We start from the raw sequence: 26,806 nt of genomic DNA, 5'->3' as shown, positions 1-26,806 counted from the left end.
CAGTCGCGATAATCACCGCCCAAATCGCGACTGGCGTCGCTCCTACGAATACCGCTGAATAGTTACAAAATTTAATGCCGGACCTGTTTCATTAACTTCAACCCACACTGCATCGACATGCCGACCTCACTGCTATCCGACAAACCCATCCCCGTTCGCGAACGGCTCATCATGGCGCTGGATCTGCCGAGCATTGCCGAGGCGCAGGATCTGGTCCGGGAGCTGGACGACTCGGTGACGTTTTATAAAGTAGGCATGGAGCTGTTCATGTCCGGCGATTATTTCGGCTTTATCGAATGGCTCAAGGAGCGCCGTAAAAAAGTCTTCGTCGACCTCAAGTTTTTCGACGTGCCCGCCACCGTCGGGCGCGCGATCAAGGCCTTGAGCAACAAAGGGGTGGATTTCGCCACCATTCACGGCAACGACGCCATTATGGAAGCGGCCGCGGCCAGCAAAGGATCGCTGAAAGTCCTGGCGGTCACCGCGCTGACCAGCCTGGACCGGGGCGACCTCAACGATCTGGGTTTTCAGTGCGACGTCCGGGATCTGGTTTTGTCCCGGGCCCGGCGGGCCCTGCAGATCGGCTGCGACGGGATCGTCTCGTCGGGACTGGAAGCGCCGATGATACGCGCCGAACTCGGACAGCGCCTGCTGATCATTACTCCCGGCATCCGGCCGGTCGACAACCGGGAAGAGGACGACCAAAAACGGGTCGCCACCGTGGAAACGGCCTTTCAAAACGGCGCCGATTACATCGTAGTCGGACGGCCGATACGCGACGCCGCCGATCCCAAACGGATGGCCGAAATCATGCAGGAGCAAATCCAGGCTCAATTTCCATCCCGATGATCCGCTCGACAGAAACGGCAAGCCGAACGCTGCCTTCAACCGGTGGGCCATCATCCTTCACTGTGTTAATGTTGGCCGGCTATGGCATTTGATCCCGCATTTACCACTTCTTATCTGGTTTCCTTTCTGATGGGGCTGTTCAGCAGCGTTCACTGCATCGGCATGTGCGGCTCTATCATCGGCACGCTGACGCTAAGCCTAAGCCCGGAGATACGCGGCAGCAAATGTCGTTTGTTGTCTTACGTATTCAATTACAATTTCGGGCGCATCGTCAGTTATACCCTGGCCGGCGCGCTGGCCGGACTCGTCGGTTCCCTGGTCTCGATGCCGATGGGAAAAATCGACGGCTACCGGGTGCTGCAAATCCTGTCCTCGGCCATTATGGCGGGCGCCGGCCTCTATATCGCCGGCTGGTTTCCACGTTTTGCCTACATCGAAAAAGCCGGCAGGCATTTCTGGAAATTGCTGGAGCCGTACGGCCGCAAGCTTATTCCGGTACAAAGCCGGACCCAGGCCTTTCTGTTCGGCATGGTTTGGGGCTGGCTGCCGTGCGGCCTGGTCTACGCAGCCTTGGCGCTAGCCGCCGTCACCGGAAACCCTGCCCGGAGCGCTTCCACGATGCTTTTTTTTGGGCTGGGAACTTTACCGGCGGTCATGGGCGTAGGTATAATGACCGGAATATTGACCAGGTTATCGCGGCTGCAACGGTTCAAACAAGCCATCGGTTTGTTCATGATCGTACTTGCGCTGTTTTCCGCGTTGCCGTGGCTTAACCCGTTGGCTTTCACTAATCACACAGCAATTCATAAAGAGAGCACACTATGAATCATTTCAATTCGATCATCGGTCAATCTCCTGCATTGGATTCCTTAATTCGTAGCGCCAAAATTGCAGCGGCTACGGATGTGACAATATTACTGAAAGGCGAAACCGGAACCGGAAAGGAAGTTCTTGCTTCCGCCATTCAGCAAGCCAGCCCGAGGGCGTCTCAACCCTACATTACCCTGAATTGCGCCGCCCTGCCCGAAAGCCTGATCGAATCTGAATTATTCGGGCATAGGAAAGGCGCGTTTACCGGCGCCAGCGCCAATGCCCAGGGGCTTCTTCAGGCAGCCGACGGCGGCACTCTGTTTCTGGACGAAATCAACTCCCTGCCGGTGTCCATTCAGGCGAAATTGCTGCGCTTTCTGGACTCCGGAGAATGCCTTGCCGTAGGCGACACCAAGCCTTATAAAGTCAACGTCCGGATTATTGCGGCCACCAACGCCGATCTGACCGAACAGATTGCCGCCGGCGGTTTCAGACAGGACCTTTACTTCCGTTTGAACGTCGTGCCGTTGGAGTTGCCGCCTCTGTCGCAACGAACCGAAGACATCGAGCATCTGATCAAACATTTCTTGGGTCTGTTCGAAAAGACCTACGACATTACACCGCCCCAGTTCAGCAAGCTCGCCATCAGAGCCCTGAAAGCCTACCACTGGCCCGGCAATGTGCGGGAACTCAGGAATCTGTGCGAAAGACTCTGCATTTTGCTGGCCGGCAGGACCATCGAGCCGGAAAATCTGCCGCTGGAAATCAGCCAGATCCGCAGCAGCCAGAAACCTACCGGATTCACGTTGCCGGAAACCGGTTTGCAACTGGATTCGCTCGAAGCCGATTTGATCCATCAGGCGCTGAACCGCACCAACGGCAATCGCAGCAAATCGGCGCGGCTGTTGGGGCTGTCCAGGGACACCCTGCTCTACCGCATGCAAAAGCACGGTTTTTCAACTCATTAACTCCCCACGCCCAGGAAACGTCTCGAAAGTCTGTTCTTGCTTAACGCCTGTCAGTTTTTCCAATCCGTCGTTCCGGCAGGGGTTGCCTGAGCCCGGATGCCAGGGAGGACGGGACTTGGTAGGCCGGATAAGCAAAGCGCATCCGGCACCGGGTGGTGGATGCGCTTTTACAATCGGGCCGCCGTCATGATCCGCTTGAGGTCGGCTACCGCTTGCGCCAAGCCGGAAAACAAGGCCCGAGCCACGATGGCATGGCCGATATTGAGCTCGACCAGTTCGGGAATCGCCGAAATCGCTTCCACATTATGATAATTTAAACCGTGGCCGGCATTCACCTGCAATCCGGCGGCCCTGGCGATCTGCGCGGCGTGCCGGATGCGGCCCAGCTCTTCCGCCTGTTCGAGCGCAGAGCCCGCGTCCGCATAGCGCCCGGTATGCAGCTCGACCACCGGGGCGCCGGCCTTGACCGACGCTTCGATCTGTTCCTCATCCGGATCGATGAACAGCGATACCTCGACGCCGGCCGCGCCGAGCCTTTCGCAAGCCCATTGCAGGCGGGGCAGATTGCCGGCGACGTCGAGCCCGCCCTCGGTGGTCAACTCTTCGCGTTTTTCCGGCACTAGGCAGCAGGCCTGGGGCTTCAGTTTTTCGGCGATGCCGACCATTTCCTCGGTCACGGCCATTTCCATATTGAGTTTCGTGTGGATCATGTCTTTCAGCAGATACAGATCCCGGTCCTGGATGTGCCGCCGGTCTTCCCGCAGGTGGGCGGTAATGCCGTCGGCGCCCGCCTGCTCCGCCGCCAGCGCCGCCTGGACCGGCTCCGGATAGCGCGTGCCTCGGGCCTGGCGCAAGGTCGCGACGTGGTCGATATTCACTCCTAACAAAATCGGGGATTTACTCATTTTTGGTTTGTTTGATCAGCGTGTTGATAATGGTGCGGCTTTTCAGCGGTTTGCCCTGTGAATGGGCATCGATCAGCGCGCGCATCAGGTTTTTGGCTTCGGCCAGGACCTCAGGATCGCCGAAGTCTCCGGCCGGAACCGCGCGCAAGGTTTTTCCGGAATACGGCCCGTCGACCGCTTCCGTGGGCCCCAGCTCGGCATCGATCCGGTACCGTTTCGCCGGATCGATCGGCCGGTCGTCGAGATAATCCTTGTCCAGTTGAAAGCCGTAGCCGGCGCATTCCAGCAAACGGAACTCGAAATCGCGCAGAGCGGCTTCCAGTCCCGCGCCTGCCGACAGACGAAACAGACAGTCGCGGTAATGGCCGAAAACGTCCGGATGGGGATCGTGCTTGTGCAGAAAATGCATCACCAGTTCATTCACGTAAAAGCCGGAATAAAGCGCAAGTCCCGTTAATTCAAGATACGGGCGCGCCATTTCGACGTCGGTCAGAAGTTTTAATTCCGACTTGCCGGTAAAGGACACGTTCAAGGGAACGAAGGGCCGCAATAAGCCGAGAAACCGGGATTTCGCTTTGCGAATGCCTTTGGCCAGCAAAGACAGCCTGCCGAAATCCCGGGTCAATACCTCAAGAATTAAGCTGGTTTCCCGATATTTCCGCTCTTGCAGAATAAAGGCCGGTTGCAGATAAACCGCGGTTTCACTCATGAAAGCCCAGGTTCTGCAAAGCGCGTTCATTGTCCGACCAACCCTTTTTGACCTTTACCCAGAGCTGTAGATACACTTTCTGGCCGATCAAATTTTCAATGTCGTGACGGGCGTCGATGCCGATTTTTTTCAATAATTCGCCCTGCCGGCCGATGACGATGCTTTTCTGGGTCAGGCGTTCCACCCAGATGATGGCGTAAATCTTGCTGATTTCCGGATGTTCTTCGTACCGCTCCACTTCCACCGTCAACGCGTACGGCAGCTCATCGCCCAATCGCCGGGTCAGTTTTTCCCGGATAATCTCGGCGCATAAAAACCGTTCGGGGCGGTCGGTGATTTGATCTTCCGGGTAGATCAGGCCGCCTTCCGGCAAAAGCTCCATGATGCACCGCTCCAGTTGCTCCAGATTGATGCCTTTCAGGGCCGAAATCGGCACCATGTGCTGAAACGGAAACCGGTGCTGCGCTTCGGCAAAGAAAGCCAGGATCTCGTCCTTCTCTTTCACCTTGTCGACCTTGTTGACCGCCAGGATGACCGGCAAGCCGGCCTGTTCCAGCTTTTTGAAGATGACTTCGTCGTACTCGTGCCAGGATAGCCCGTCGATCAGCCAGACGACCACATCGACGCCGAGCAGGGAAGTGTCCGCCGTCCTGTTCAAATAGCGGTTCAGCGCCCGCTTCTCGCTGCTGTGCATGCCGGGCGTATCCATATAGATCACCTGCCCGGCCTCGGTCGTGTTGATGCCTAAAATTCGATGCCGAGTCGTTTGCGGCTTTCTGGAAGTAATGCTGATTTTCTGCTTCAGCATGTGGTTCATCAGAGTCGACTTGCCGACGTTGGGACGCCCGATCAGGGCAACGAAACCGCACTTCATCTATTGTTCCTTATTCAGCAAATTAAGCATCTGCTCGGCTGCGGCCTGTTCCGCTCTTTTTCGGGTCGCCCCGACGCCGATGCAGGCATCCTTCAATAGCGGAATGGTGCATTTGACTTTGAACGTTTGTTCGTGAGGAAGTCCCGACATGGTAATGAGAGTGTATTCCGGCAGTTCGATCTTTTTCGATTGCATCAGTTCCTGCAATTGCGTCTTCGGATCCTTTCTCCAGTTGTCCAGCGAAACGCTTTGCAGTTTTTCGGCGAACAGTTGCAGTATCCAGCGCTGGCAAGCGTCGATGCCCTGGTCCTGAAACAAGGCTCCGATAATGGCTTCCAGAGCGTCCGACAGGATGGAGTCTCGGCGAAATCCGCCGCTTTTGAGCTCGCCCGAGCCCAGATGCAGATAATCGCCCAGTTGAAGATGGCGGGCCAATTCGGCCAACGAGCCTTGATTGACCAGACTCGCCCGGAGCCGGCTCAACACGCCTTCGCTGGCTTCGGGAAACAACTCGAACAGTCGTTGCGCGATGACGAAACCCAGGATGGCATCCCCCAAAAATTCCAGGCGCTCGTTGTTTCTGGCGCCCGCGCTGCGATGCGTCAGGGCCACCCCAAGCAATTCCGGATCATTGAACGATAATCCCAATTTTCTGCACAATACGTCGAGTTGTTTCGTCACTCCACCCCAGCCTCGATCACGTCATGAAATTCGGCCAGCACACTGAGATTGAAAGCCAGTTTCTTGACGGTTTCATATTCAATGTCCACCTTTGTGTAACTGCCGGTCTTGAGCACTTTGATGTCGTCCTGCGTTACATCGTAGACATAATTCAAATTAAAACGTTTATCCAGACTTCGCCTGATCTCGAATTCGGACATGTCCGCAAAGCCCGGATCCTCCTTCAGCGCATTCAGCGCATTTTTGACTTTGCTGTGATCCAGGTAAATCGGCACGATATTCAAGGCCAGCAGCACGAAAAATCCAATAAGCGCAAGTATGAAAGCAATGGACAGCAAGGTCAGGCCCTGCTGGGATTTAAGCGACGAATTCATGATTTTCTCCGGTGAAAATAAGTGATTAGCCGCTTAAGTTTAGTTTATTTTAAAGAGGTACCAATACGGTCGAATCCCACCCCTTTGTACTGCCAGTCCCAGTTCATCCAGATAAAAAACGCCTTGCCCACCAGATTTTCTTCCGGCACCGTGCCCCAATAGCGGCTGTCGTTGCTGTTGTCCCGGTTGTCGCCCATCACGAAATAAGTCTCCGGCGGCACGATATAGGTTCCTTCCACGGAAGGCGCTCCGTTCCGGATCAGAATGCTGTGCTCGACGCCGAACAGATTCTCTTCCAACTGCTCCGCACCGGTCATGTCGTTCCCCTGTCCCCGGCCGATGTAACTGCCCAGGGACACCTGATTGACCGGCGTATCGTTGACGTAGAGTTTTTTGTCGTAATAAGCGATTTTATCTCCGGGCAGACCGATCACCCGCTTGATGTAATCGACCGACGGTTCCTTCGGAAACCGGAAAACCACGATATCGCCGCGCTTGGGTTCGTTCAGCTCGATCACTTTTTTATTGATCACCGGCAGCCGGATGCCGTAAGTGAATTTATTGACCAGAATGAAATCGCCGATCAATAAGGTCGGCATCATCGAAGCCGAAGGAATCCGGAAAGGCTCCGCGATAAACGAGCGCAAAATGAACACAAGAAGCACAATCGGAAAAAAGGAGTGCGCATACTCGACCAGCAAAGGCTCCTTGGCGGCCTCGTACGGAATTTTTTTAACTCGGAGCCAAAGAACGTATCCGCCCCAGATCATGCCGGTCACCACCGACGCGGCGAAAAGAAAAAAGGAAAAGTCAAAGTCCATGGGAGAAGTGATTGATTAAGTAAAATTTCGAAAATTCGGGCCGGTTATTCTTTATTGAGTTGCAGCACGGCCAAAAAGGCTTCCTGCGGAATCTCGATGTTGCCGACCTGCTTCATCCGCTTCTTGCCGGCTTTTTGTTTTTCCAGTAATTTTTTCTTGCGGGTAATATCGCCGCCGTAACATTTCGCGGTCACGTTCTTTCTCAAGGCTTTGACGGTCGACCGGGCGATGATTTTGGAGCCGATGGCCGCCTGGATCGCCACTTCGTACATTTGCTTCGGAATCAGGTCCTTCATTTTTTCGACCAGATCGCGGCCGCGCGACTGGCTCTGATCCTTGTGCACGATCACCGACAGGGCGTCGACCTTGTCGCCGTTGATCAGGACGTCGAGTTTGACCAGGGAGGCTTCCTGAAAGCGCAGGAATTCGTAATCGAACGACGCGAAACCGCGGCTCACCGATTTCAGCCGATCGAAGAAATCCAGCACCACTTCGCTCAAAGGCATTTCGTAATGGATCGACACCTGGCGGCCGGCGTACTGCATGTCCTTCTGCACGCCCCGCTTCTCGATGCACAGGGTGATGACCGCGCCGAGGTAATCCTGCGGCACCAGAATGTTGGCCCGGATAATAGGCTCCCGGATTTCCTCGATGGTGCCGACGTCGGGCAGCTTCGCCGGATTATCGACCATGACGATCTGGCCGTTGTGGGTCACTACCTCGTAAACCACCGTCGGCGCGGTGGTGATCAGGTCGACATTGTATTCCCGCTCCAGACGTTCCTGCACGATTTCCATGTGCAGCATGCCGAGAAAGCCGCAGCGGAAACCAAAACCCAGGGCCTGGGACGTTTCCGGCTCGAACTGCAGGGCGGCGTCGTTCAGGTTCAGCTTGTTCAGGGCATCGCGCAGTTCCTCGTAATTGTCGGAACTGACCGGGTACAGGCCGGCGAATACGCGCGGCTGCACCCGTTGGAAACCGGCCAGTTGTTCGGCGGCGGGCTTGTCGGTCGCCGTAATGGTGTCGCCGACCGGCGCGCCGAAAATATCCTTGATGCCGGCGACCACGTAACCCACTTCGCCGGTATTCAATATTTCTTTGTCGAGACGCTTGGGCGTGAACACGCCGACTTTTTCGACCAGGAACGACTTGCCGGTGGACATGATCGTGATCTTCTGTTTTCTGCGGATGCTGCCGTGCACGATCCGGACCAGCGACACCACGCCGAGATAGCTGTCGAACCAGGAGTCGATGATCAAGGCCTGCAAAGGCCCGTCGACGTTGCCTTCGGGCGGCGGCACCTTGGTCACCAGTTGCTCCAGCACGTCGGCGACGCCCAAGCCGGTTTTCGCGCTGATTCTGAGCGCATCGTCCGCCGGAATGCCGATCACGTCCTCGATTTCGTCCTGCACCCGCTCGGGCTCCGCCGACGGCAGATCGATCTTGTTGAGCACCGGCACCACTTCCAGACCCTGCTCGATCGCGGTATAGCAGTTGGCGACGCTTTGCGCCTCGACGCCCTGGGCCGCATCGACCACTAGCAGCGCGCCCTCGCAGGCCGCCAGCGACCTCGACACCTCGTAGGAAAAATCGACGTGGCCGGGCGTATCGATAAAATTGAGCTGATAGACTTCGCCGTCCTTCGCCTGGTAATCCAGCGTCACGCTCTGGGCCTTGATGGTAATGCCGCGTTCCCTCTCGATGTCCATCGAGTCCAGCACCTGTGCGGACATCTCGCGGTCGCTCAGGCCGCCGCAGATTTGAATGAAACGGTCCGCCAGCGTCGATTTGCCGTGATCGATATGCGCGATGATGGAGAAATTTCTGATATGTTTTAAATCCACAGTGTCTTCAAGTTGTGTCAATGAGCTTCGGTTACGAGACGACCCGAAGCATTGGGCCTTAGGAGTAAAAGCCGGGATAAACGGACACGCCAGGTCATGCCCGTATAAAATTCGATATTGTAACAGGTTTTGTTCGTCTCGGCCTTTACTTTCAGCCGATCCGGGCGGCTGAGAGGGCGCGTCCGGAATAATTCAAGGAAATTTTCCGGTTCGCGCCCGACGGGACGCTTTACGCACCGCGGTAAGCGCTAAAGCCCCAGCTCGCCGAGTCCCGGATGATTGTCGGGCCGGCGTCCCAGAGGCCAGTGGTATTTTCGTTCGGATTCCTCGATCGGCAGATCGTTGATGCTGGCGTAGCGGCGGCTCATCAGGCCGTTCTCGTCGAATTCCCAGTTCTCGTTGCCGTAGGAGCGGAACCAGTTGCCGCTGTCGTCGCGCCATTCGTAAGCGAAACGCACCGCGATCCGGTTGCCGTCGAAGGCCCACAGCTCCTTGATCAGCCGGTAGTCGAGCTCCTTCGCCCATTTGCGCGTCAGAAACTCGATGATTTCCTCCCGCCCTACCGGAAACTCGGCCCGGTTGCGCCAGCGGCTGTCGACCGTATAAGCCAGGGCGACGCGCTGGGGATCGCGGTTGTTCCATGCGTCCTCGGCCATGCGGACTTTTTGGGCGGCGGTCTCGCGGGTGAACGGTGGAAACGGGGGGCGGGGTTCGTGGGTGGTGCTCATGGTAAACTCCGGAATGAGTGGATTAACACGGAGGAGTTTAATGGATTTGACGCTTTCTGGATAGATAAGGAGTGCGGCCGCCAGCCTCCTATCGATGGCTATTCATATATTCCGTGACGGCATGAGCCAATAAACCCGACTGGGTTTCTCCATGCTTTTTTGCGTAATGATCGATCGTGTTTAGGATATCGTCACAAATAATTTCCCGGAATTGGGATTGTTCCGAACCGCACGAAATTATTGCTCCCCTCTTTGACAAAGACAACTGCATGGATGCAGGAGATAGAGTAACGCAGGAAGCAGTTACTGAGGGGCTGGGGAAGATTTTTTAATAAATCCCCCTTGATCCCCCTTTTTCAAAGGGGGAAGTGATTTGTAGCGATATCCTTAACAGATATTTGGGCAAGGTGATATTCACCCGCTTCGATTTCGACGACAATTGACTCATATCCAGTTCGACGATTCCCCAAATTCCATCCCGGTATTCCGGATTCGCCTGGTGCTCTTCAATCGGCCGTGATCAATGATCGCTATAGATCGTTTTGCAATTATTATGTCCATCGCAGGAAACTGTTTTTTTCCAAGTAGTTTTACTTGGGTAATCCGATGCCACGGTTTCATCTGCCGTTTCATCGTCGGACGGTTGAAATGTTTGTTGAGACGGAGGAGGTGATAGATTTTCTATTTCGACAATTTCTTCTTCTGGTTCGGCAATGCCTTCCTCCGGTTCGTTATAGGTCACGAGTGTCAGTGTATTTCCGTCTTGTGTCATGCGGAAATACTTTAATGTATTCATGCCAACCAGTACCTCGTTTAGATACTGATTAATACTGGCATCGAGATTTTTTATCTCGGCGTTACCTATTTTTAAGCTGTTTATCCGGGTCTGGTGCTCAAGGACTTGTCCACCCGCCGTATTGGACCGGATCGAACGGCCAACAGGTAAACCGGCCGCAATGGCCATATTTTCCGGAATTGTGGTTGTGGTCGCTCCGGTATCGATCAAAAAGGGCATAGGTACGCTATTTATCGATAGAGTTCCCTTGAAATGTCCTTGACGGTCGGCTTTCAAAATAATGCCGCCTGGTATCAAATCAGAGGAATTATCAGTTGACATTGCTGGCACAGGTTTAACGGTTAACCCATTTTTCATTTTGCCAAGAATCATGTTCGCCCCATGCCACAGTAAAGCAAGCGTCAAAATTGGAGTTAAGAAGTATTTTTTGCCAGTGCTTACTTTTCCAGATTTGTTCGTCGAGTAGGACTTTCTATGCCTTTCTCGGTAATAATCGCGATCCTGTATTCCCATGTTTTCCGTCAAACCTGTCGTTTATTTCAAGAATGTAACGTTTGCCATAATTCGCTAATGATTGCAGCGGATACATCATCCGGATGAGCGACCCCACATGCCCTAATAATTTGCTTTCAGGTTCATGCAACTTAAATGTATTCCGGATCGCCAGACCAAGACTGAAAAGTAGATTGTTCAAATCATCTTTTTGCATAACCGCCAAAGAGATTTTCTGCTCACCATCAAGTATAGCTGTTAACCAATCGACGGCTTCGACAATAGTTTCCGGAGGCTTGGTAATTTCCTGAAAAAAGTCTGACCAATTTTTGGTCAATTTAACATCTCTTCAAAAAGGGTAAGAGGTTAGAGCCGAATGCTACAAATTAATGACATGGTTATCCACAAAGCACGTGGATAACCTTGCAATAGAAATTAATTTACAGATTGGTAATTGACCAGTTCGGGATAGGGAAAAATTATAGTCGGGCATGATGTTCGTCTTGTCGGTTCAACAGAACGGCAGTATAAGCGGCGCATGCGTCAGAATAAGTCGCAGTCAATCGGCTATCGCCGGAGCGATTGGGCGGACAGGACACAAGGCGGAAAAGAGTGGTGGGATTTAATCGTTAGCTGGCTATAAGATGACAAGTGGGATCCTTATGGACTCCTTTTTGAATGTTTGGGTCCTAATCGAACACCACATCCTCGTAAATATCATCCAAGGTCAAAACCGCGCGGTAGCTTTCGCACTCGACCGTCAGGGTTTCTCCTGATTCCAGCATGGCCATTTGCCATTCGCCGGATTGATCGCGCTGAAAATAGTCCGCGTGCATGCTATCGGAGCTCGCCAGCAGGTAATAACGCAGACTCGGCATTTTTTGATAAGCCAGACATTTTTCGCGGCGATCGGTTATTTCGGTGCTTTGGGAGAGCACTTCGGCAATAAAGCAGGGGCTTTGTTTGTAGTTGTCTTCGTCGTCCCGGCTGTCGCAGACCAGCATGACGTCGGGATAATAAGCAGAGTGCTCATAATTCGATCTCAAACCCCGATAAAGCGCAAACTGGATAGGACTCTCGCGCCTGCAAATGGGTTCGGCTTGAAAGACATTCACGCCGAGGAAGAACATTAACAAAGCTCCCCGAAAAAATGGAAAATACCGTTAACCGGCTTGCCTTGCGTCCGCTATCGTTCGAGATCTTGACCGGCTTTCGAAGTTCCGTAGGCCGTGCGGTGGATGCGCTTCGCTTATCCACCCTACCGTGTATTTTTTCTCAACTTAACCGCATTGCCCGGGTCAGCGTCCTCGGCTACCGTTCGAGGCCTGACCGGCCTTCAAAACGGGATAGAAAGCTCGATCTAAAGCTCAAGGCCGTGCCCTAGCGAGGCAAACCGCCATAGCCTAAACTCAGCCGCAAAGGCGCCGCGCGGCTCTGCTCGCCGAATACCGACTGTCCCGCTTTGGCGGAGATGTGCTGGTATTTGGCGTAAGCATTCGCTGCCGCTCTGCGCAGCTCGGCCTCGCTCGCGTGTTCGGCGAATCCCCTCGCCACCGCTTCCAGCACGTAGGCTTCCGGAGCCATGAAGCTGAACGTGGTGACCACCGGCCTGGCGCCTGCGGCCGCCAGATGGCCCGCGAAAAACTCGTCGCTCAGACAGGCCAGAACGACGGCTTCCTTGCCGTGCCCGGCATGTTTCGGAAACCGCTCCGCGAGGGTCTGGTGTTGTTCGTCCATCAGGCCGTCGTGGCCGATGAACACGACCATTTCACGCGCTGCCGCCGCGGGCGGAGTCGCCGCCAGTTGCATGAAATCAAGCATCGCCTGGCCGATCCGGCTGCCGCGGTAGGCGTCGGCGGTGACGATGAGCTTGTCCTGCCAGGCAAAGTCGCAGCGCTCCAGGATCGTATCGTTGATGCCCGGCCGGCAGCCCAGGTTTTGCCAGCCGTCCGCCTTGCTCAGGAAGGTTTTCACGCCGTAGGCCGCGCCCCAGTACAGATTGGAGCGGGGATCGTTGCCGTTGCCGATTTTCGCAGGAACCGGCACGATGCCCTGGGAGACGTTGTCGACGAGGGACACAATGACGTGAATATGGGCGGCGGGAGCGTCGGCATGGGCGGGCGCTCCGGCAAAGCACAGCAGGCCCGATAAAAAGATCGTTCGAAGAGTCGTCATGAGATGAATCCTGCCCGTGGGCAATTAGACTGATTGAAATTGGCCCGGGTTGGAACCCCGGCGGCAAGACAGGGGCGCGGCAACGGGACGGTTTTAAATCGATTCGGTCCAATTTCCGAATTGCCGTTTGTTATTAACAAATTATTATAACCGATTGTGCCGAAACGTTTTTAATAAGTCTTAAATGTATAGCGTAGCGTTCAGGCAGTCAAATTTTTCGTCCCGGCGGTTCGGCGCGTGCCTCGAACGGTCCCGGCTCGCCGCGAAAACAAACCCGCCACGGCTTGCCGCAGGATGTTTCCTGCTTTAAAAAAATGCAGACCTTGGGTAAATTAGCGTTTTTTCGATTTCCTCCGGCTTGGCCTGTATTGGGCTTTTCGGCCCCGGAAATCGTTTCCGTCCCGTACCCAGGAATTGTACCGATGCCAACCGAAACCATCCCGTCGCCCAAGGGCCGCCTGCTGCTGGGCCATCTGCCGGAGTTCAGGTCCGATCCTCTGGCCTGCATGAGCCGCTGGCACCGCGACTTCGGCGATATCGTCGGTTTTCGGCTGGGGTTGCAGCGATTCTACCTGCTCAGCCATCCCGATCTTGCGGAACAGGTATTGGTCGAACAGCCCGACGTCTTCGTCAAAATGTACGATCCCGACAAGCCGAAAGGCCTGCAACTGGTGCTGGGACAGGGCCTGGTGACCAGCACGGGAGCGTTGTGGCAGCGGCAACGGCGGCTGTTGCAGCCGGTCTTTCAAAGGCGAAGCGTCGAGACGATGCGCCCGCAAATGGCCGCAACCGGAGAACAATGGATCCGGCGCTGGCAGATGCTCGCGCCCGGCGCCGAAGTCGACATGGCCGGCGAAATGATGCGCCTGACGCTGGAAGTGCTGACCCGCACGATGTTCGGCACCAGCGTCCTGCACGAGGTCGATGCGATCGCCCCGGCTCTGGACACCTGTCTGCGCCATGCGGCCCGAACCACGATGAACCCCTTCACTCCACCGTTGTGGGTGCCGACGCTCGCCAATCGGCAATTCAGGAAGTCGCTGGCGATCCTGGACTCGGTGATTTACCGGATGATCGAACAGCGGCGCAAGGACGGCCGGATTCACGACGATCTGCTGGACCGGATGTTGTCGGCGGCCGACCCGGAGACCGGCACCGCGATGAACGTCCGGCAACTGCGCGATGAAATGCTTACCATTTTCACCGCCGGTCATGAAACTACGGCCAATCTGATGACCTGGACCTTGTATTGGCTGGCCAGGCACCCCGAGAGCCAGGACAAGGCCAGGGCCGAAGCAAAGGCAATAGCAAACGGAAGCGCGGCCATCTCCGAGCAACCGGACCGGCTGGTCTACACCAAAGCCGTGTTGCAGGAATCGCTGCGGCACAGGCCGCCCGCCGGTCTGGTCATACGAAAACTGACCCGCAGCACCCGCCTGCAGGATCATGCGCTGCCGGCCGGGAGTCTGGTCCTGGTCAGCATTTTCAATATCCATCACCATCCGGCGCTTTGGGACCGGCCGGAAACCTTCGATCCCGAGCGCTTTCTCGGCAGGAAAATGGACAAATACCATTTCCTGCCTTTCGGCATCGGTTCCAGATTCTGCATCGGCAACCACTTTGCGACGGTTGAAACGACCTTGCTGCTGTCGATGCTGATCCGTCATTTCCGATTCGAGCTCTGTACGGAACAGGAGCCGGAAATCGAAATGGTGGTGACGGTCCGGCCCAAGGGCGGCCTGCGCCTGAAGATCAGCTCCGTGCCGGAAAGCTGACGGCGGAGCCTTTTCGATTCCTTTTATGTTATTATCGATTCGAAATTAATAAAGACCGCATCGGCAATTTATCCCGCCGGGAGTGTTAGAATACCGATTCTCAAGGCTGTCTGCCGGGGAATGAGGACAGACACTCAAGCAAAAATCAGCAACGCCGGCAATTCCGGTTAAGGATTTGCCGCCAATCTAGCAGGACGAGGATTATCCGTGAGTAAATATTCCAATTCTTTACCCAAAACCGGACTGGACGGTTTAAAGGAAAACTGGCGCAGCGATCTTCTGTCCGGTTTTTTTGTTTTTCTGATCGCCTTGCCGTTGTGCCTCGGCATCGCCGCCGCCTCCGGTTTTCCGCCTTCGGCGGGAATCGTCACCGCAATGGTGGGAGGGCTTCTGGTGTCGCGGCTCAACGGCTCCTTCGTCACGATCAACGGTCCCGCCGCCGGTCTGATCGTGGTCATTCTGAGCGCGGTCGAAACCCTCGGCGAAGGCGATGCCTTGGCCGGCTACCGGTACACGCTGGCGGCGATCATGCTCGCCGGAGCCCTGCAGGTGTTCATGGGCGTTTACAAGGCCGGGCAATTCAGCGCGTTTTTTCCGGCCTCGGTGGTGCACGGCATGCTGGCGGCGATCGGCCTCATCATCATCGCCAAACAAAGCCACGTCATGCTGGGCGCCAGCCCGCATCCCGGAAGCATCCTGGAGACGATTGCGCAAATTCCGCACAGCCTGTTCAATCCCGAACCCACCATTCTCCTGATCGGTTTGAGCAGCCTGGCGATTTTGATTTTCTGGCCCTGGGTGAAACATCCGAAGTTAAAAGCGGTGCCCGCGCCGCTCGTGGTGCTGTTGACCGGCATCGGATTGGGGCAGTTTTTCGGATTGCAGCACGAACATTGGCATCCTTTTTTATCGGAGGCGGAGCTTGCGGCCGGCCATCGGCATTTGATCGAAAACCGTTTTCTGGTGGCGATTCCGGACGATTTGCCGTCGTTTTTTTATTTTCCCGATTTTGCCAAGGCGTTTACCGTGGATTTTTGGGGGGCGGTCGTCAGCATCTGCCTGGTCAGCAGCCTGGAAACCCTGCTCAGTGCCAAAGCGGTCGACAAGCTGGACCGGTACCGGCGCACTTCCGATCCGGACCAGGAGCTGGCCGCGATCGGTTTCGGCAATACGGTAGCCGGCTTTATCGGCGGCCTGCCGATGATCGCCGACATTATCCGCAGTTCCGCCAATATCGATTACGGCGCCAGAACCGGCTGGTCCAATTTTTTTCACGGACTGATTCTGCTCGGCTTCGTCGCCTTGTTTCCGCACCTTATCCACAGCATTCCGAAAGCTTCGCTGGCGGCTCTGCTGGTTTACACCGGTTACCGCCTGGCCTCGCCGAAAACCTTCAGCGAAGTGCTGGGTATCGGGACGGAGCAGTTCTGTTTGTTTGCGGCGACCATCATCGGCGTGCTGGCCACCGATTTACTGACCGGCGTGGCCATCGGCGTGGCGGTCAAATTCGGCATTCATTTATTGCGCGGCGTCTGGTTGAACAACTTGTTCAAAATCCATTTCCGCATCGAGCCTACAGGCCCCGGCACGATCACCGTCAGGCTGCTGGGTTCGGCGCTGTTTTCCAACTTTCTGCCGCTAAAAAAAGCGCTGGAAGGACTGGAAGACGGCCAGACGATTGTCTTCGATTTCTCGAACGGCTATCTGATCGATCATACGGTAATGGAATTCCTTGATGATTTTTGCAAGCGTTATACGGCGCAGGGCGGCGCTTGCCGGCACGTCGGCCAGGCGCTGGAGAAGTTTTCGGATCACGCTCTGGCGGCCCGGTTAATGACTCCGGATGACAGGAAAGAATAAAAAGGCCGAGGGATCAGGTTCCGCTCGGCGCCGTGGAACCGCAGCCTGAACCTGGGCCGGGCCTTCGGCCCCGGCTGGGTTGTCGTTCAGGATACGGTCAAAAATAACTTCTACATGGCTAACACAGACCTGCCAGGTTTTTAAAATCTGGCAGGTCTTTGGCAGGAAAATGAATTCCGGCCATGTCCTTAATGCATATCGTAGCGGTTGTTCTTCGCCCGGGAGATGTTCCGGTTGGCCATGTTTTGCTGATGCATCAACCGCCGCCGTTCTCCCGGAGTGACGACGCCGTCGGCCTTGGCGGCCTGTTCCAGGCGGTTGATGTGGTACTGTTGAGCGCCCAGGCGATGCGCTTCCTGAGGCGTCAGCTCGCCCGACCGGATGCCTTGCTGAATTCGATCCTGCTGCTTGTCTTCGCGTTGATCGATGCGCGGCGTGTTGACGTCGGCCATGACGGCCGGAGCGGAAATGAAGGCAATCATCAAGCTGGGGATTAGAATTAGTTTCTTCATGGGGTCGTTTTTTCCTTATACAAACGGTTGAGTAAACAAAGGCGCGTTCGATCGGCTAACTGCCGGAACTGCATGGCCCGCCGCGCCATTTTATAATGATCGCGCTTGCGGTAAAAATTTTAAATGCCGAATATCGGAGTATTCTTGAAAAAGCCGGCCTCCTGTTCGAGCCGGACCGGAAATTTCACGCCGGCGCAATGTCGGGAAAAGCGATTATAAAATCGCTAAACTTAAAATTTTTTTAAACCGGGCGGTTTTCGAGGCGGCAGGGCCCGAAGGCGCCGAAGGAAAGAACCGATAGGCTTCTTCCTCATAGCGATTACAGGACTTTTCATCATGCTTGAGTTATATCTGGATACGGCCGACGCCCGGCAGGTGGCGCGGTTCAATGCGTGCCTGCCGATACGGGGAGTGACGACCAATCCCTCCATTCTGGCCCAATCGGCGACCGGCCTGAAGCAGTTGTTGCCGGCGCTGGCCGGGAGTTTGGGCGCCGAGGCTCGGTTTCATGTCCAGGTGGTCAGCCAATCGGTGGAGGAAATGGTCAACGAAGCGGCCGAACTGAACCGATTGCCCTACGACGTCGTGGTCAAAGTGCCCGCCACCGAATCCGGCCTGACGGCGATCCGCAAGATAAAGGCCCTGAATCATCAGGTGCTGGCGACGGCCATCTATTGTTCGCATCAAGGCTTTCTGGCGGCATTGGCCGGGGCGGATTACCTGGCGCCCTACGTCAACCGCATCGATATGATCGGCGCGGACGGCATCGGCGTGGTGGCGGATTTGCAGTTGTTGATCGACCGACACCATCTGCCCTGCAAGCTGCTGCCGGCCAGTTTCAAAAATACCCAGCAGGTGATGGAGGTATTGAAACTGGGCGTCGGCGCAATCACGATCCCGGTCGACGTTGCCGAGCAAATGTTGAAGCATCCGGCGGTTCCCGCGGCCGTTAGCCAGTTTTCCCGCGAATGGCACGAGGCGTTCGGCAATCGGCTGTCTTTTCAAAGCTGATCGGCAGGAAATGAGAAAGGGACTTCCCGGCCCATCGGCCATTGTCACTATTATTACTGCGCCCATGCCTTCATAGGGCGTGACGGCAAAAGGCGATCCCGAATTGCGCGCCTTTTCCTCTTGAATCCGCCTTATCCTGCCTAAAATAAAGACGTTCCGGAACGCTTCGGAAAGGATACATTTCGGCTTTTCAAGGTCTAAAATCGGTACTGGAGGGCATTATCATGGCACTGACTACTCATCCGATCGACCGGGTTATCGAGCACAGAGGGGTCGATATTCCCACCTTTCTCTACGGAACGGCCTGGAAAGAAGACGAAACCGAAGCGCTGACCCGAAAGGCTCTCGATTCGGGATTTCTCGGCATCGATACCGCCAACCAGCGCCGTCACTATAACGAAGCGGGCGTCGGTGAAGCGGTGCGTCAGGTTCTGGCCGAAGGCCGGCTCGGACGCAGCAATCTTTTTCTGCAATCCAAATTTACCTTTGCGTCGGGCCAGGATCACCGAATCCCCTACGATCCCCTTGCAGAGTATGCCGTTCAGGTCAAGCAATCCTTTCAAAGCACGCTGGAGCATCTGCAGACGGACACCCTGGATTCCTACATTCTGCATGCTCCTGCGACTGCCCTGGGATGGTCCAAAGCCGACTGCGAGGTATGGCGGGCCATGGAAACCCTGCAGAAGTCGGGGGCGGTCAGGCTGCTCGGCGTCTCCAACGTCGAGCTCGACCAGCTCAAAAAATTGATCGAGCTGGCCGAAGTCAAGCCGGCATTCGTGCAGAACCGCTGTTACGCCTACACCTGTTGGGACCACGAGATTCGCCGGATTTGCCGCACTCACGACATCCTTTACCAGGGCTTCTCTTTATTGACCGCCAATGCGCTGGAACTGACCCGGCCCGAGATTCAGGCGATTGCCCGGCGGCTGGGCTGCCCCTTGACCCGCCTCGTCTTTCGTTTTGCCCTGCAAAGCGGAATGATCCCGCTGACCGGCACGACCGACCCCGGTCACATGGCCGACGATCTGGCCGCCTACGATATGGAGCTCGACGAGGCGGCCATGGAGACGATCGAACAAATTGCTTTCACCAAGCCGCTATCGCGCCCCTAGAGCCTATTTGATTCGAGCGTACGGCCGGACGTGGGGCAATAATAGACCTGCCAGATTTTTGAAACCTGGCAGGTCTTTCCGGCACGCGATAGGCAAATGCTCTAGCGTTCGCCTGCATGGCAGCGGTATTCCGCGAAATCGCTTGAGAAAGGCAAATTATCCTCGATGATTTTTTCCGCGCGCTTTTCCGCCTCGGTCAGTTCGCCGGCAAAGATGTCGGTGGCGTATTCCCGGCTGGAAACGGTCACCAGCGAATCTCCCGGCGGCCGTTCGGATTCCTCGACGTGAATCGAAGTGACGGTGGAAAGTCCGGGCCGGACAGGATTTTTCAGGATTTCGTCCGCGCGCAACGCAATGCGCACCGGCACCCGCTGAACGATATGGATGAAGTTGCCGGTCGCATTGTCCGGCGGCAACAGCGCGAAGACGCTGCCGGTGCCGGGCACCAACCCTTCGACGGTGCCGTGAAAGGTCAGATGCCTGCCGTACAGATCGACGGCGATTTCCGCCGCCTGTCCCGGACGAACCCTCATCAGCTCGGTTTCCCGCAAGTTGGCTTCCACCCACAGGTGGTCCAGCGGAATGATGGTCATCAGCGGATCGCCCGGCTGCACCCGGTTGCCGACCTGGACTTTGCGTTTGGCGACATAGCCCGAAGCCGGCGCATAAACGTGCTGCCGAGCATATTCCAGATAGGCGGCTATAAAATTATGTTTGGCGGTTTCCACGTCGGGATGACGCTTCGGCGTCGTGCCTCCGACCCGGGCTTCCACGGCATTGAATTCGGCCTCGGCTTCCAGCCTTTGGGCGTCCAGGGCCGCCATTTCGTCCTCGGCGTTTTGCAATGCCTGCTCCGATACCGAACCGTTGGGAGCGGCTTGCCGCAAGCGGACCACGTCGTGGCGGACGCGGCTCAAACTGGCCGAACGGGCAATCAGTTTCTGGCACATCTGCCGGCGCGTCGCGAAAAGAGCGCCGATCTCCCGCGTGGTCTGGCCCAGCTTACCTTCGCTTTGGTTCAACGCGGTCAGCGCCCGGTGCCGGTCAAGTTGAACCAGAAGTTCGCCTTTTTTGACATATCGGCTTTCCTCCGTTAAAACCTGCGTGACGATGCCGGTCGCATCCGCTTCAACCGGAATCAGGTTGCCGGAAACAAAGGCGTTGGAAGTCACCACCCAATGGCGGGCATGCAACCACCAGAACCCGGCATAGATCAAGCCTCCTGCTAACGACGCTAAAAGAACCAACTGCAAATAACGCTTGCGGCGGGCGCGAATAGTCCTGTGAGATACATTCATAGATGAGAATACTGAAACAGTAAACGAAAGTTTGCTTTATAGGATGAAAAAGGTTTTGAGATTCGTGGAGCTTCGCAAAAGAACGGCACGGCACGGCTTCACTCCTTTTGCGAAAATATCAGCCACTTGTACAAGTCGAAGCCTTCGGGATGCTCCGGCTTGTGCCTGATCAGTTGCTGGATGATTTCTATTTCTTTCGAATAGCCGCCGCCCAGCGATTCGATCAAATCCACGCGGGCCGCCAAATGGTCGGTTTCGAGCGTTTTCAAGACATATTCCTGTTCCAGTACGGCATGCCTCCGGTCCAGTAACTCGCGCCGGTCGTCCAGTCCGGCTCGGACACGATCCTCGGCCAGCTCCTGGTTTTTGCGTTGCGAAGACATTAAACGGCCATGCGCTTCCAGTATGGAAAGCGATTCTTTCCAACCGCTCAAGCTATCGGCGACTTCCTGGATCGCGTGCAACAAGGTGTCGTTGTACAGCTCCACGGACTTGTCGTATTCGGCCCGTTGAGCCGACAATTCGGCTCGCAAACGACCTCCTTCAAAAAGAGGCAGTCTGAGACCGGGGGCGACGCCGTAAGCAACGCTGGAACCCGAGAACAGAACATTGGCCAGCGTGCTGGCGCCTTTGGTCAGCCTGAGAGCGTTCACGCCGGCAAAGGCGGTCAAGTCGATCGTGGGCAGGAACCGGGCCTTGGCTTCCTTGATCCGTTGCGCCGCCGCTTCGGCCCTGAACAGAGCGGAAGTCAGGTCGGGCCGGTGTCGGAGCAGCTCCAGAGGCAATTTGTCGGGTAAAGCCAGATCTCTCGGAATGTTGACTTTGTCGAGGAACAGATGCTGCGTCGAATCGGGTCCTTTGCCGATCAGTTTGGCTAGAAGATTCCGTTGCAAATCCAATTGATCACGAGTCAACGCTTCCCGCTTTCTGGCCTGTTCCAGATTAATGGAAGATTCCTTGACGGGATCGACCGAATCCAGTCCCAGTCTTAAACGGGTTTCACTTATATCCAGCAGATCCTGGCGCAGTTTCACCATCTCCGTCGCCAGATCGAGCTGATGCCGTAGTGCAACGCCGCGGAAATAAGACCGGGCAATGGCGGTAGTCAGCCGTAAAAGGGTATCGGCCATTTCGGCTTTATCGGCTGCCGCCTCGCCCAGGGATGCCTCCAATGCCGCGCGGTTTTTTCCCCAGAAATCGAATTCGTAACGGAAGTTTAAAAGATTAATTTTGCTGGCGACGATGTGGGCGCCTGCCGCTTCTTTACGGTTGAGCGCGGCAAAAAGGCCATGAGCCGAAACTCTTTCGTAGGCGACGTCCGCATCGGCGTCGATGAACGGCAGCAGTCTCGATCCTTCCACTCGAGCCAGCGCTTCCGCCTCGCGCACCCGGTCCGAAGCCGCTTTCAATCCCGGATTATCTTTCAGCCCATTTGCCATGAGACTATTGAGTTCGGAACTGCCAAACTCCTGCCACCACCGTTCATTCGGCCATCGTTCCAAAGACGCGGTCGCCTGCTTTTCGTGAAACTCGGACAACGCATGGTCCATGGACGGCGCGGTCATGAACTCGGCCGGCTTGTCCCCTTCCGGAATCCAGGCGCAGCCCGAGATCAGAAACAGGCAACCGATAACCGGTTTGAACAAGCGCATTACGGCCCCTCCATCATTTCTTCCGCCCGCAGATCGTCGACCGATTTTTTCAGAGTAGGGTGCACGCGCGGGTAAGGCGGATGGGCCAGCCAGACGAGCGCCGCCAACCCGGCAAAGATGTAGCCGGACAGCAAAAAATCGTCGTTCATGGCCAGAATCGCGGCGTGTTGCTTGATGACGGCGCCCAGTTTGGCGTGAATCATCTCGTCGGTGAAACCGGCGGCACGCAGTTGCGCCGAAAATTCCTCCAGCAGGTTGAGGGCGGGAAAGCGCCGCCCTCCGAACGTATCCGCCAGTTGCAGTTGATGGGAAGGGGTTCGGCGGAAGACGCCGACTCCCTGCAGCGTAATGCCGAAGGCGCCGCCGGCGATGCGCAGCAATCCCGTTCCTTCGGCGGCTCTCAGTTCCTGAGTGCCGGACAATCCGTACAGAGTCAGTTTGGTCAGCGGCGGAAAAAACGAACCGAGAAACAAGCCGAGCAGCAACAGCGGCCAGAAAATTTGGTCAAACGACGCCGGTTCGTCAAACCGGCCGATCCAGAGCAGAGTCAGCGAGAAACCCAGAAGATTGAAACAAGCCAAGAGACGAGCGTCGAAATTCGACGAGAATTTGTGCATGATCACCGCTACCGGCAGCGCCAGCAATACCATCGCCAGAAACGCCAGGCCGCCCAGGGTGGAAGAATAACCGAGCAGCAACTGAAGCTGCACGGTAAACATCGACATCAACCCCTGGATCAGCAAGAATCCGGTCACCAGACAAAAAGTGCCGATGGCAAAATTCCGGCGCGCAAAAAGCCGTATTTCGAATACCGGATGGCGCTCTCCCAGCTCCCAGACGATAAAGCAAGGCAAGGCCACGAGGACCACGAGCAGTACGAAGCGCAACAAAGGCGAATCGAACCAGTCGAAGTCGTTGCCCAGATTCAGTATCGTCTGGACGCCGCCGAGGATCAGGGCCAAAAGGATGAAACCGGCCGTGTCGAAACGGACATGGCTGCGCTCGAAGCCCCGCCCGGCCAGCAGGGCTCCGGTCGTCGCGGCGATGAACACGGCTACCGGCGCATTGAGATAAAACAGATAACGCCAGCCCAGTTCGTCCGCAATCGTGCCTCCGATCACAAAACTGACGGTAAAAGGCATCAGCGTGACCAGTCCCCAAATGCCCAACCCGAGCAGCTTCAAATGCTCCGGGTATTCTTTCAGCAACAGCGACTGGCCGACCGGCAGCGTGACTCCTCCGGCCAAGCCGAGCAGAATGCGGGCCGGCACAAACAGCCACAGACTGTCGCTGATCGCGCACAATATCGAAGCAAAGGCATAAATAAAAAACGCCGCGACGAAGACTCGATAGGCGCCGTACTTTCCCGACAAACGGCGGCTCAGCGGAAAAGCCAGCGCCAGCGCGATCATGAAATCGGTTTGCGCCCAGGTGCCGAAGCTGGGCGTAACCCCTTCCAGCTCGCCGACCACATGGGGCATCATGACGATATAGGAGCCGATGTTGAACAGAACGATCATGTGGCCCATCGCCAGCACGGCGTTGAACAGGATAAAACGCCAGCCGCGAATGGGTTCGGCGTAAACGATCGCCATCAGGCCGCCGGCCTGTTCAGGGTCAGCGCGACTTGATTGTTGCCCGACGTTTGCCGAAACGGCAGCCCGAGCTCGCTCAAGTTCCGCGCGACAAGCTTTCTGCCGAGCCCGGCGATCAGCGTCTTGAATCGTTCGGATTCCCGACTCAGCAACGATTTCGCCGAATCTTCCGCGGCCTGAGTCTGGGCGCTGCTCCGGCCGATGACTTGCCCGGTAGCCGGATCGACCAGCTTGACCAGAACCTTCAGCGAGGTCTGATTTTCAAAAATCCGGTAGGAGCTGATGCCGACCTCGAGCACGGCGTCGATCCGATTCAAATCCGCCTGCCGGTAATCGACGGACGAGCGGTCCTGCTCATACCATCGGCTGATCGCTTCGCGCCAGGCGCCCTGTTCCGCAGCCCGGTCTCCGCCCGGCATCGGCAGCCGGTAAAACGAATCGCTTAACGTGGCCTTGAGCCGATCGGTGGTTAATTGCTCCGCCGCATCCTGGGCCAACATCCGTGAAGGCGACCAATACGCGGATGCCTGAGTGGCCGGCACGAGAGCCTCGGTCTGATCCGTCAAGTCGCTTATTTGAAGTGAACCGTCCGCCTCCGTCAGTTCGGATTCGGCGACCAGTCCTGCGATCAGGATGCCGCCCTGATTCCGGTACAGTTTTTTGTTCATCAACAGGGTTGAAGGAACGGTTTCATATTGATACTGCCCGTAGACGGGAGCCCGGCTCCGGATCGGATCGGGGATGACTTCGAGCGGCGGCGACTCGACCGGCACCACCAGAATCCTGCCGAGTCGGCTTAACTGTTGGGCCTCCGGTTTGACCGCCTGCGCCTGACAGCCGCCGAGCAGCAGCGCCAGCGCAAGCGGCAGTCCGATCGCTTTAACGAACGACCGATTGAAAGGACCGGATGCAGAAGAATTCACCCCGGCCCGGCTTGTTTTTAACAATGTTGTATGGAATAAATTGCTCATGGCTGTACACCTGTTGTTCTTATTGGTTTAGCGGATCGGCCATTCGCCGCCGGAACCCGGCGGGAGCGTTTCCTCCTTGTGTGAAGCTTTCGAATCACCGATCTTCCCATTCCGGATCTTCGGGATTTGACGATGCGTTTTATCGCGCATGGAAGAAAACCAATAATCCCGTCGAGCCGTTATGCATTAAGTTAGCAAAATGAATGCCAAATAATAAGTTATTGATATTAAAATATTTATTTGTTCAATTTTGCCGATGATGTCGAAATGACATCGCCATCCGGCTGTTCGATCTTCGCCAAACAGCCGGTTTGAATAGTTAAAGATCTGTTTTCGCGTATAATTTGCAGTAGTTTTACCTTAAAACGTCATAACGCATAATGATGTCGAATCGATACAAAGAAGTCAAATTGACTACAGTCAATGAAAATATCCGAAGCATTCGATTTAATTGATGTAGAGGAAGCTTTTCACCAGTCGGTGCTTAGCCTGACGGCGAATCTTTCCGTACAGGACCGCTACGCCAAGTTTCTCGATATTTTTGCCCGAGTCACCGGGAATCATGCCTGCGCTCTGCTCCGGTATCAGGACGAAGTATTGGTGCCGGTGGCGACTTTCGGGCTTTCGCCCCAGGCCATGACTCGAACCTATCCACCGGAACGGTATCCCTATCTGGTGGAATCGATCCGCTCCCGGCTGCCTGTCCGGTTTCAGGACGGGAACCTCAGGCCCGATCCTTTCGACTCGATGTTTTTGACCGGTCAGGCGGGCAAATCGTTTACTCAATCTTGCGTGGGTTGCGGCCTTTACAACGAAAACACCCTGTTCGGCGTGCTGCTGGTCCTGGCGCCGGAACCGGATGCGTTCGATCACATCGACGACCGCATTTTTCAGGTGTTTGCCGCGATCGCCACCGTGTCTCTGCGTTATGAGACCTATATCAGCACGCTGGAAAAACAGACTCGGCACAGCGAGCTGGTGGCCAGCGAGCTGGTCAACGACGTGTTGCGGCGCAGCAGCCAGAAACTCGGCGACAGCGCGGTCATGCAGGAGCTAAGCCGGGAGATCGACATCGTCGCCCGGTCCGAGCTGACGGTATTGCTGCTTGGGGAAACCGGCGTCGGCAAGGAAGTGGTCGCGCGCATCATCCATTCGCGCTCGCCGCGGGCCGACCAGCCATTGGTCTACGTCAACTGCGCCGCGCTTCCCGAAACCCTGGCGGAAAGCGAGCTGTTCGGCCACGTTCGAGGCGCGTTCAGCGGCGCGACCGGTCACCGTATCGGAAAATTCGAACTGGCCGACGGCGGGACCTTGTTTCTCGACGAGGTGGGCGAATTGCCCCTGTCGATTCAGGCGAAGATGCTCAGAGCCGTTCAATTCGGCGAGATTCAGAGGCTGGGTTCGGACAAGAGCCTAAGAGCCGACGTCCGGATCATTGCCGCCACCAACCGGCGGCTGCTGGAAGAAATCAAGGAAGGACGGTTCCGGGCCGATCTTTATCACCGGCTGAGCGTTTATCCTCTGACCGTGCCGCCGTTGAGAGAGCGGGTCGAGGATATTGCGTTTCTGGCCCGCTATTTCCTGGACCAGGCCAGGGTCCGTCTAGGACTCGAAGCGGTCGGGATGCAGCCGGCCACCGTCGAGGAATTAAAAGCGTATGCCTGGCCGGGCAATGTCCGGGAACTCGAACACGTCATCCTGCGTGCGGTGCTTCGCGCATCCTCCCAGCAAGGCCGAACGGTCGTGCTGGAGCCCGCCGACCTGGGTATTGCGGCGGAAACCCGCTTGCCGCCCGCTTCTCTTCATTTTCCGGCGGATCGAAGCGAAGCGGTGCCGCTGGCCCAGGCGGTCGAGAATTTCCAGCGGGCGCAGATTCTCGCCACCCTCGCCCAATGCCGGCAAAATTGGGCGGAAGCGGCAAGATGCCTGGGCATCGATCGGGGCAACCTGCACCGCCTGGCCAAGCGCCTGGGCATCAAGTAGGATTCGGGCGC

At 56.2% G+C, this 26,806-nt stretch carries 26 protein-coding genes; 8 read left to right on the top strand and 18 right to left on the bottom strand.

Annotation, left to right across the window (positions count from 1 at the left end; genetic code table 11):
- Positions 1–117: 117 nt before the first annotated feature.
- The 3 genes from pyrF to A3OW_RS0119225 all read left to right on the top strand — a co-directional run bounded on the left by pyrF (position 118) and on the right by A3OW_RS0119225 (position 2,627).
- On the top strand, positions 118–849 hold the full coding sequence (gene pyrF, locus A3OW_RS0119235) for an orotidine-5'-phosphate decarboxylase (RefSeq protein WP_020565091.1): 732 nt from the start codon (positions 118–120) through the stop codon (positions 847–849).
- 81 nt (positions 850–930) lie between these two features.
- Complete coding sequence (locus tag A3OW_RS0119230; RefSeq protein WP_020565090.1) at positions 931–1,674, top strand: sulfite exporter TauE/SafE family protein; 744 nt, start codon at positions 931–933, stop codon at positions 1,672–1,674.
- On the top strand, positions 1,671–2,627 hold the full coding sequence (locus A3OW_RS0119225) for a sigma-54 interaction domain-containing protein (RefSeq protein WP_020565089.1): 957 nt from the start codon (positions 1,671–1,673) through the stop codon (positions 2,625–2,627). Before A3OW_RS0119230 ends, A3OW_RS0119225 begins: the two co-directional genes overlap by 4 nt.
- A 167-nt stretch (positions 2,628–2,794) precedes the next feature.
- Here A3OW_RS0119225 and pdxJ read toward each other — a convergent pair whose 3' ends face one another.
- The 13 genes from pdxJ to A3OW_RS0119165 form a co-directional block, all read right to left on the bottom strand.
- Entirely contained in the window at positions 2,795–3,532 is a 738-nt protein-coding gene (gene pdxJ, locus A3OW_RS0119220; RefSeq protein WP_020565088.1) for a pyridoxine 5'-phosphate synthase, read from the bottom strand.
- The gene (recO, locus tag A3OW_RS0119215; protein ID WP_020565087.1) at positions 3,525–4,241 is read right to left on the bottom strand and encodes a DNA repair protein RecO; all 717 of its coding nucleotides are present in this window, start codon (positions 4,239–4,241) and stop codon (positions 3,525–3,527) included. Before recO ends, pdxJ begins: the two co-directional genes overlap by 8 nt.
- On the bottom strand, positions 4,234–5,115 hold the full coding sequence (gene era / locus A3OW_RS0119210) for a GTPase Era (RefSeq protein ID WP_020565086.1): 882 nt from the start codon (positions 5,113–5,115) through the stop codon (positions 4,234–4,236). The genes recO and era overlap by 8 nt, the downstream gene beginning before the upstream one ends.
- On the bottom strand, positions 5,116–5,796 hold the full coding sequence (rnc, locus tag A3OW_RS0119205; RefSeq protein ID WP_020565085.1) for a ribonuclease III: 681 nt from the start codon (positions 5,794–5,796) through the stop codon (positions 5,116–5,118).
- A complete protein-coding gene (locus A3OW_RS0119200; protein ID WP_020565084.1) occupies positions 5,793–6,170 on the bottom strand; it encodes a DUF4845 domain-containing protein in 378 nt (125 codons plus the stop codon). Before A3OW_RS0119200 ends, rnc begins: the two co-directional genes overlap by 4 nt.
- Before the next feature lie 44 nt (positions 6,171–6,214).
- Positions 6,215–6,991: a signal peptidase I gene (gene lepB / locus A3OW_RS0119195; RefSeq protein WP_020565083.1), complete on the bottom strand. Its 777-nt coding sequence runs from the start codon at positions 6,989–6,991 to the stop codon at positions 6,215–6,217.
- 44 nt (positions 6,992–7,035) lie between these two features.
- Positions 7,036–8,835, bottom strand: coding sequence for a translation elongation factor 4 (gene lepA, locus A3OW_RS0119190; protein ID WP_020565082.1), 1,800 nt, complete (start codon positions 8,833–8,835; stop codon positions 7,036–7,038).
- 248 nt (positions 8,836–9,083) lie between these two features.
- A complete protein-coding gene (locus A3OW_RS0119185) occupies positions 9,084–9,563 on the bottom strand; it encodes a nuclear transport factor 2 family protein (protein WP_020565081.1) in 480 nt (159 codons plus the stop codon).
- 328 nt (positions 9,564–9,891) lie between these two features.
- Positions 9,892–10,074, bottom strand: a complete 183-nt coding sequence (locus A3OW_RS27355) for a type II toxin-antitoxin system HicB family antitoxin (protein ID WP_083918250.1) — start codon at positions 10,072–10,074, stop codon at positions 9,892–9,894.
- Positions 10,075–10,083: 9 nt separating this feature from the next.
- Positions 10,084–10,872 carry a retropepsin-like aspartic protease family protein gene (locus tag A3OW_RS0119180; RefSeq protein WP_026223739.1) on the bottom strand — a complete coding sequence of 263 codons (789 nt, stop codon included), beginning with the start codon at positions 10,870–10,872 and terminating at the stop codon, positions 10,084–10,086.
- On the bottom strand, positions 10,832–11,188 hold the full coding sequence (locus A3OW_RS26105; RefSeq protein ID WP_020565079.1) for a DUF6794 domain-containing protein: 357 nt from the start codon (positions 11,186–11,188) through the stop codon (positions 10,832–10,834). The genes A3OW_RS0119180 and A3OW_RS26105 overlap by 41 nt, the downstream gene beginning before the upstream one ends.
- Positions 11,189–11,540: 352 nt before the next feature.
- Entirely contained in the window at positions 11,541–11,981 is a 441-nt protein-coding gene (locus A3OW_RS25435; protein ID WP_020565078.1) for a Uma2 family endonuclease, read from the bottom strand.
- A 250-nt stretch (positions 11,982–12,231) separates the two neighbouring features.
- Positions 12,232–13,026 (bottom strand): hypothetical protein, encoded by a 795-nt coding sequence (locus tag A3OW_RS0119165; RefSeq protein ID WP_020565077.1) that lies wholly within the window; start codon positions 13,024–13,026, stop codon positions 12,232–12,234.
- Between the two features lie 422 nt (positions 13,027–13,448).
- Between A3OW_RS0119165 and A3OW_RS0119160 the strand changes: the two genes are divergently transcribed.
- Both A3OW_RS0119160 and A3OW_RS0119155 read left to right on the top strand, forming a co-directional pair.
- A complete protein-coding gene (locus A3OW_RS0119160; protein ID WP_020565076.1) occupies positions 13,449–14,801 on the top strand; it encodes a cytochrome P450 in 1,353 nt (450 codons plus the stop codon).
- 207 nt (positions 14,802–15,008) lie between these two features.
- Entirely contained in the window at positions 15,009–16,661 is a 1,653-nt protein-coding gene (locus tag A3OW_RS0119155) for a SulP family inorganic anion transporter (RefSeq protein WP_020565075.1), read from the top strand.
- A gap of 188 nt (positions 16,662–16,849) precedes the next feature.
- Here A3OW_RS0119155 and A3OW_RS0119150 read toward each other — a convergent pair whose 3' ends face one another.
- A complete protein-coding gene (locus A3OW_RS0119150; RefSeq protein WP_198291337.1) occupies positions 16,850–17,173 on the bottom strand; it encodes a hypothetical protein in 324 nt (107 codons plus the stop codon).
- A gap of 336 nt (positions 17,174–17,509) precedes the next feature.
- On the opposite strand from A3OW_RS0119150, the gene A3OW_RS0119140 reads away from it, so the two are divergent.
- Together A3OW_RS0119140 and A3OW_RS0119135 are read left to right on the top strand one after the other, a co-directional pair.
- On the top strand, positions 17,510–18,184 hold the full coding sequence (locus A3OW_RS0119140; protein ID WP_020565072.1) for a transaldolase family protein: 675 nt from the start codon (positions 17,510–17,512) through the stop codon (positions 18,182–18,184).
- Between the two features lie 224 nt (positions 18,185–18,408).
- Positions 18,409–19,296, top strand: coding sequence for an aldo/keto reductase family protein (locus A3OW_RS0119135; protein WP_020565071.1), 888 nt, complete (start codon positions 18,409–18,411; stop codon positions 19,294–19,296).
- A gap of 101 nt (positions 19,297–19,397) precedes the next feature.
- Here A3OW_RS0119135 and A3OW_RS0119130 read toward each other — a convergent pair whose 3' ends face one another.
- The 4 genes from A3OW_RS0119130 to A3OW_RS0119115 all read right to left on the bottom strand — a co-directional run bounded on the left by A3OW_RS0119130 (position 19,398) and on the right by A3OW_RS0119115 (position 24,812).
- A complete protein-coding gene (locus A3OW_RS0119130) occupies positions 19,398–20,594 on the bottom strand; it encodes an HlyD family secretion protein (protein WP_026223736.1) in 1,197 nt (398 codons plus the stop codon).
- A gap of 98 nt (positions 20,595–20,692) precedes the next feature.
- Positions 20,693–22,246 (bottom strand): efflux transporter outer membrane subunit, encoded by a 1,554-nt coding sequence (locus A3OW_RS0119125; protein WP_020565069.1) that lies wholly within the window; start codon positions 22,244–22,246, stop codon positions 20,693–20,695.
- Positions 22,246–23,841 carry an MFS transporter gene (locus A3OW_RS0119120; protein WP_020565068.1) on the bottom strand — a complete coding sequence of 532 codons (1,596 nt, stop codon included), beginning with the start codon at positions 23,839–23,841 and terminating at the stop codon, positions 22,246–22,248. Before A3OW_RS0119120 ends, A3OW_RS0119125 begins: the two co-directional genes overlap by 1 nt.
- The gene (locus A3OW_RS0119115; protein ID WP_020565067.1) at positions 23,841–24,812 is read right to left on the bottom strand and encodes a hypothetical protein; all 972 of its coding nucleotides are present in this window, start codon (positions 24,810–24,812) and stop codon (positions 23,841–23,843) included. The genes A3OW_RS0119120 and A3OW_RS0119115 overlap by 1 nt, the downstream gene beginning before the upstream one ends.
- A 423-nt stretch (positions 24,813–25,235) precedes the next feature.
- Here A3OW_RS0119115 and norR point away from each other — a divergent pair, with 423 nt between their 5' ends.
- Entirely contained in the window at positions 25,236–26,795 is a 1,560-nt protein-coding gene (gene norR, locus A3OW_RS0119105; RefSeq protein ID WP_020565065.1) for a nitric oxide reductase transcriptional regulator NorR, read from the top strand.
- Positions 26,796–26,806 lie beyond the last annotated feature (11 nt).

The organism is Methylosarcina fibrata AML-C10 (assembly GCF_000372865.1).
Taxonomy (GTDB): domain Bacteria; phylum Pseudomonadota; class Gammaproteobacteria; order Methylococcales; family Methylomonadaceae; genus Methylosarcina; species Methylosarcina fibrata.
The sequence above is the reverse complement of the archived record's forward strand: the minus strand, read 5'-3'. Positions and strand labels throughout refer to the sequence as shown.

Bases quoted from the DNA above. Each gene is read 5' to 3' on its own strand.
- A3OW_RS0119180 (WP_026223739.1), bottom strand. From the start codon at position 10,872: ATGGGAATACAGGATCGCGATTATTACCGAGAAAGGCATAGAAAGTCC.
- A3OW_RS0119135 (WP_020565071.1), top strand. From the start codon at position 18,409: ATGGCACTGACTACTCATCCGATCGACCGGGTTATCGAGCACAGAGGG.
- norR (WP_020565065.1), top strand. From the start codon at position 25,236: ATGAAAATATCCGAAGCATTCGATTTAATTGATGTAGAGGAAGCTTTT.
- lepB (WP_020565083.1), bottom strand. From the start codon at position 6,991: ATGGACTTTGACTTTTCCTTTTTTCTTTTCGCCGCGTCGGTGGTGACC.
- A3OW_RS0119115 (WP_020565067.1), bottom strand. From the start codon at position 24,812: ATGAGCAATTTATTCCATACAACATTGTTAAAAACAAGCCGGGCCGGG.
- A3OW_RS0119165 (WP_020565077.1), bottom strand. From the start codon at position 13,026: ATGACGACTCTTCGAACGATCTTTTTATCGGGCCTGCTGTGCTTTGCC.
- A3OW_RS25435 (WP_020565078.1), bottom strand. From the start codon at position 11,981: ATGTTCTTCCTCGGCGTGAATGTCTTTCAAGCCGAACCCATTTGCAGG.
- A3OW_RS0119185 (WP_020565081.1), bottom strand. From the start codon at position 9,563: ATGAGCACCACCCACGAACCCCGCCCCCCGTTTCCACCGTTCACCCGC.
- A3OW_RS0119120 (WP_020565068.1), bottom strand. From the start codon at position 23,841: ATGGCGATCGTTTACGCCGAACCCATTCGCGGCTGGCGTTTTATCCTG.
- era (WP_020565086.1), bottom strand. From the start codon at position 5,115: ATGAAGTGCGGTTTCGTTGCCCTGATCGGGCGTCCCAACGTCGGCAAG.
- A3OW_RS0119140 (WP_020565072.1), top strand. From the start codon at position 17,510: ATGCTTGAGTTATATCTGGATACGGCCGACGCCCGGCAGGTGGCGCGG.
- A3OW_RS0119225 (WP_020565089.1), top strand. From the start codon at position 1,671: ATGAATCATTTCAATTCGATCATCGGTCAATCTCCTGCATTGGATTCC.
- A3OW_RS0119230 (WP_020565090.1), top strand. From the start codon at position 931: ATGGCATTTGATCCCGCATTTACCACTTCTTATCTGGTTTCCTTTCTG.
- A3OW_RS0119160 (WP_020565076.1), top strand. From the start codon at position 13,449: ATGCCAACCGAAACCATCCCGTCGCCCAAGGGCCGCCTGCTGCTGGGC.
- A3OW_RS0119200 (WP_020565084.1), bottom strand. From the start codon at position 6,170: ATGAATTCGTCGCTTAAATCCCAGCAGGGCCTGACCTTGCTGTCCATT.
- A3OW_RS0119150 (WP_198291337.1), bottom strand. From the start codon at position 17,173: ATGAAGAAACTAATTCTAATCCCCAGCTTGATGATTGCCTTCATTTCC.
- A3OW_RS0119130 (WP_026223736.1), bottom strand. From the start codon at position 20,594: ATGAATGTATCTCACAGGACTATTCGCGCCCGCCGCAAGCGTTATTTG.
- pdxJ (WP_020565088.1), bottom strand. From the start codon at position 3,532: ATGAGTAAATCCCCGATTTTGTTAGGAGTGAATATCGACCACGTCGCG.
- pyrF (WP_020565091.1), top strand. From the start codon at position 118: ATGCCGACCTCACTGCTATCCGACAAACCCATCCCCGTTCGCGAACGG.
- recO (WP_020565087.1), bottom strand. From the start codon at position 4,241: ATGAGTGAAACCGCGGTTTATCTGCAACCGGCCTTTATTCTGCAAGAG.
- A3OW_RS0119125 (WP_020565069.1), bottom strand. From the start codon at position 22,246: ATGCGCTTGTTCAAACCGGTTATCGGTTGCCTGTTTCTGATCTCGGGC.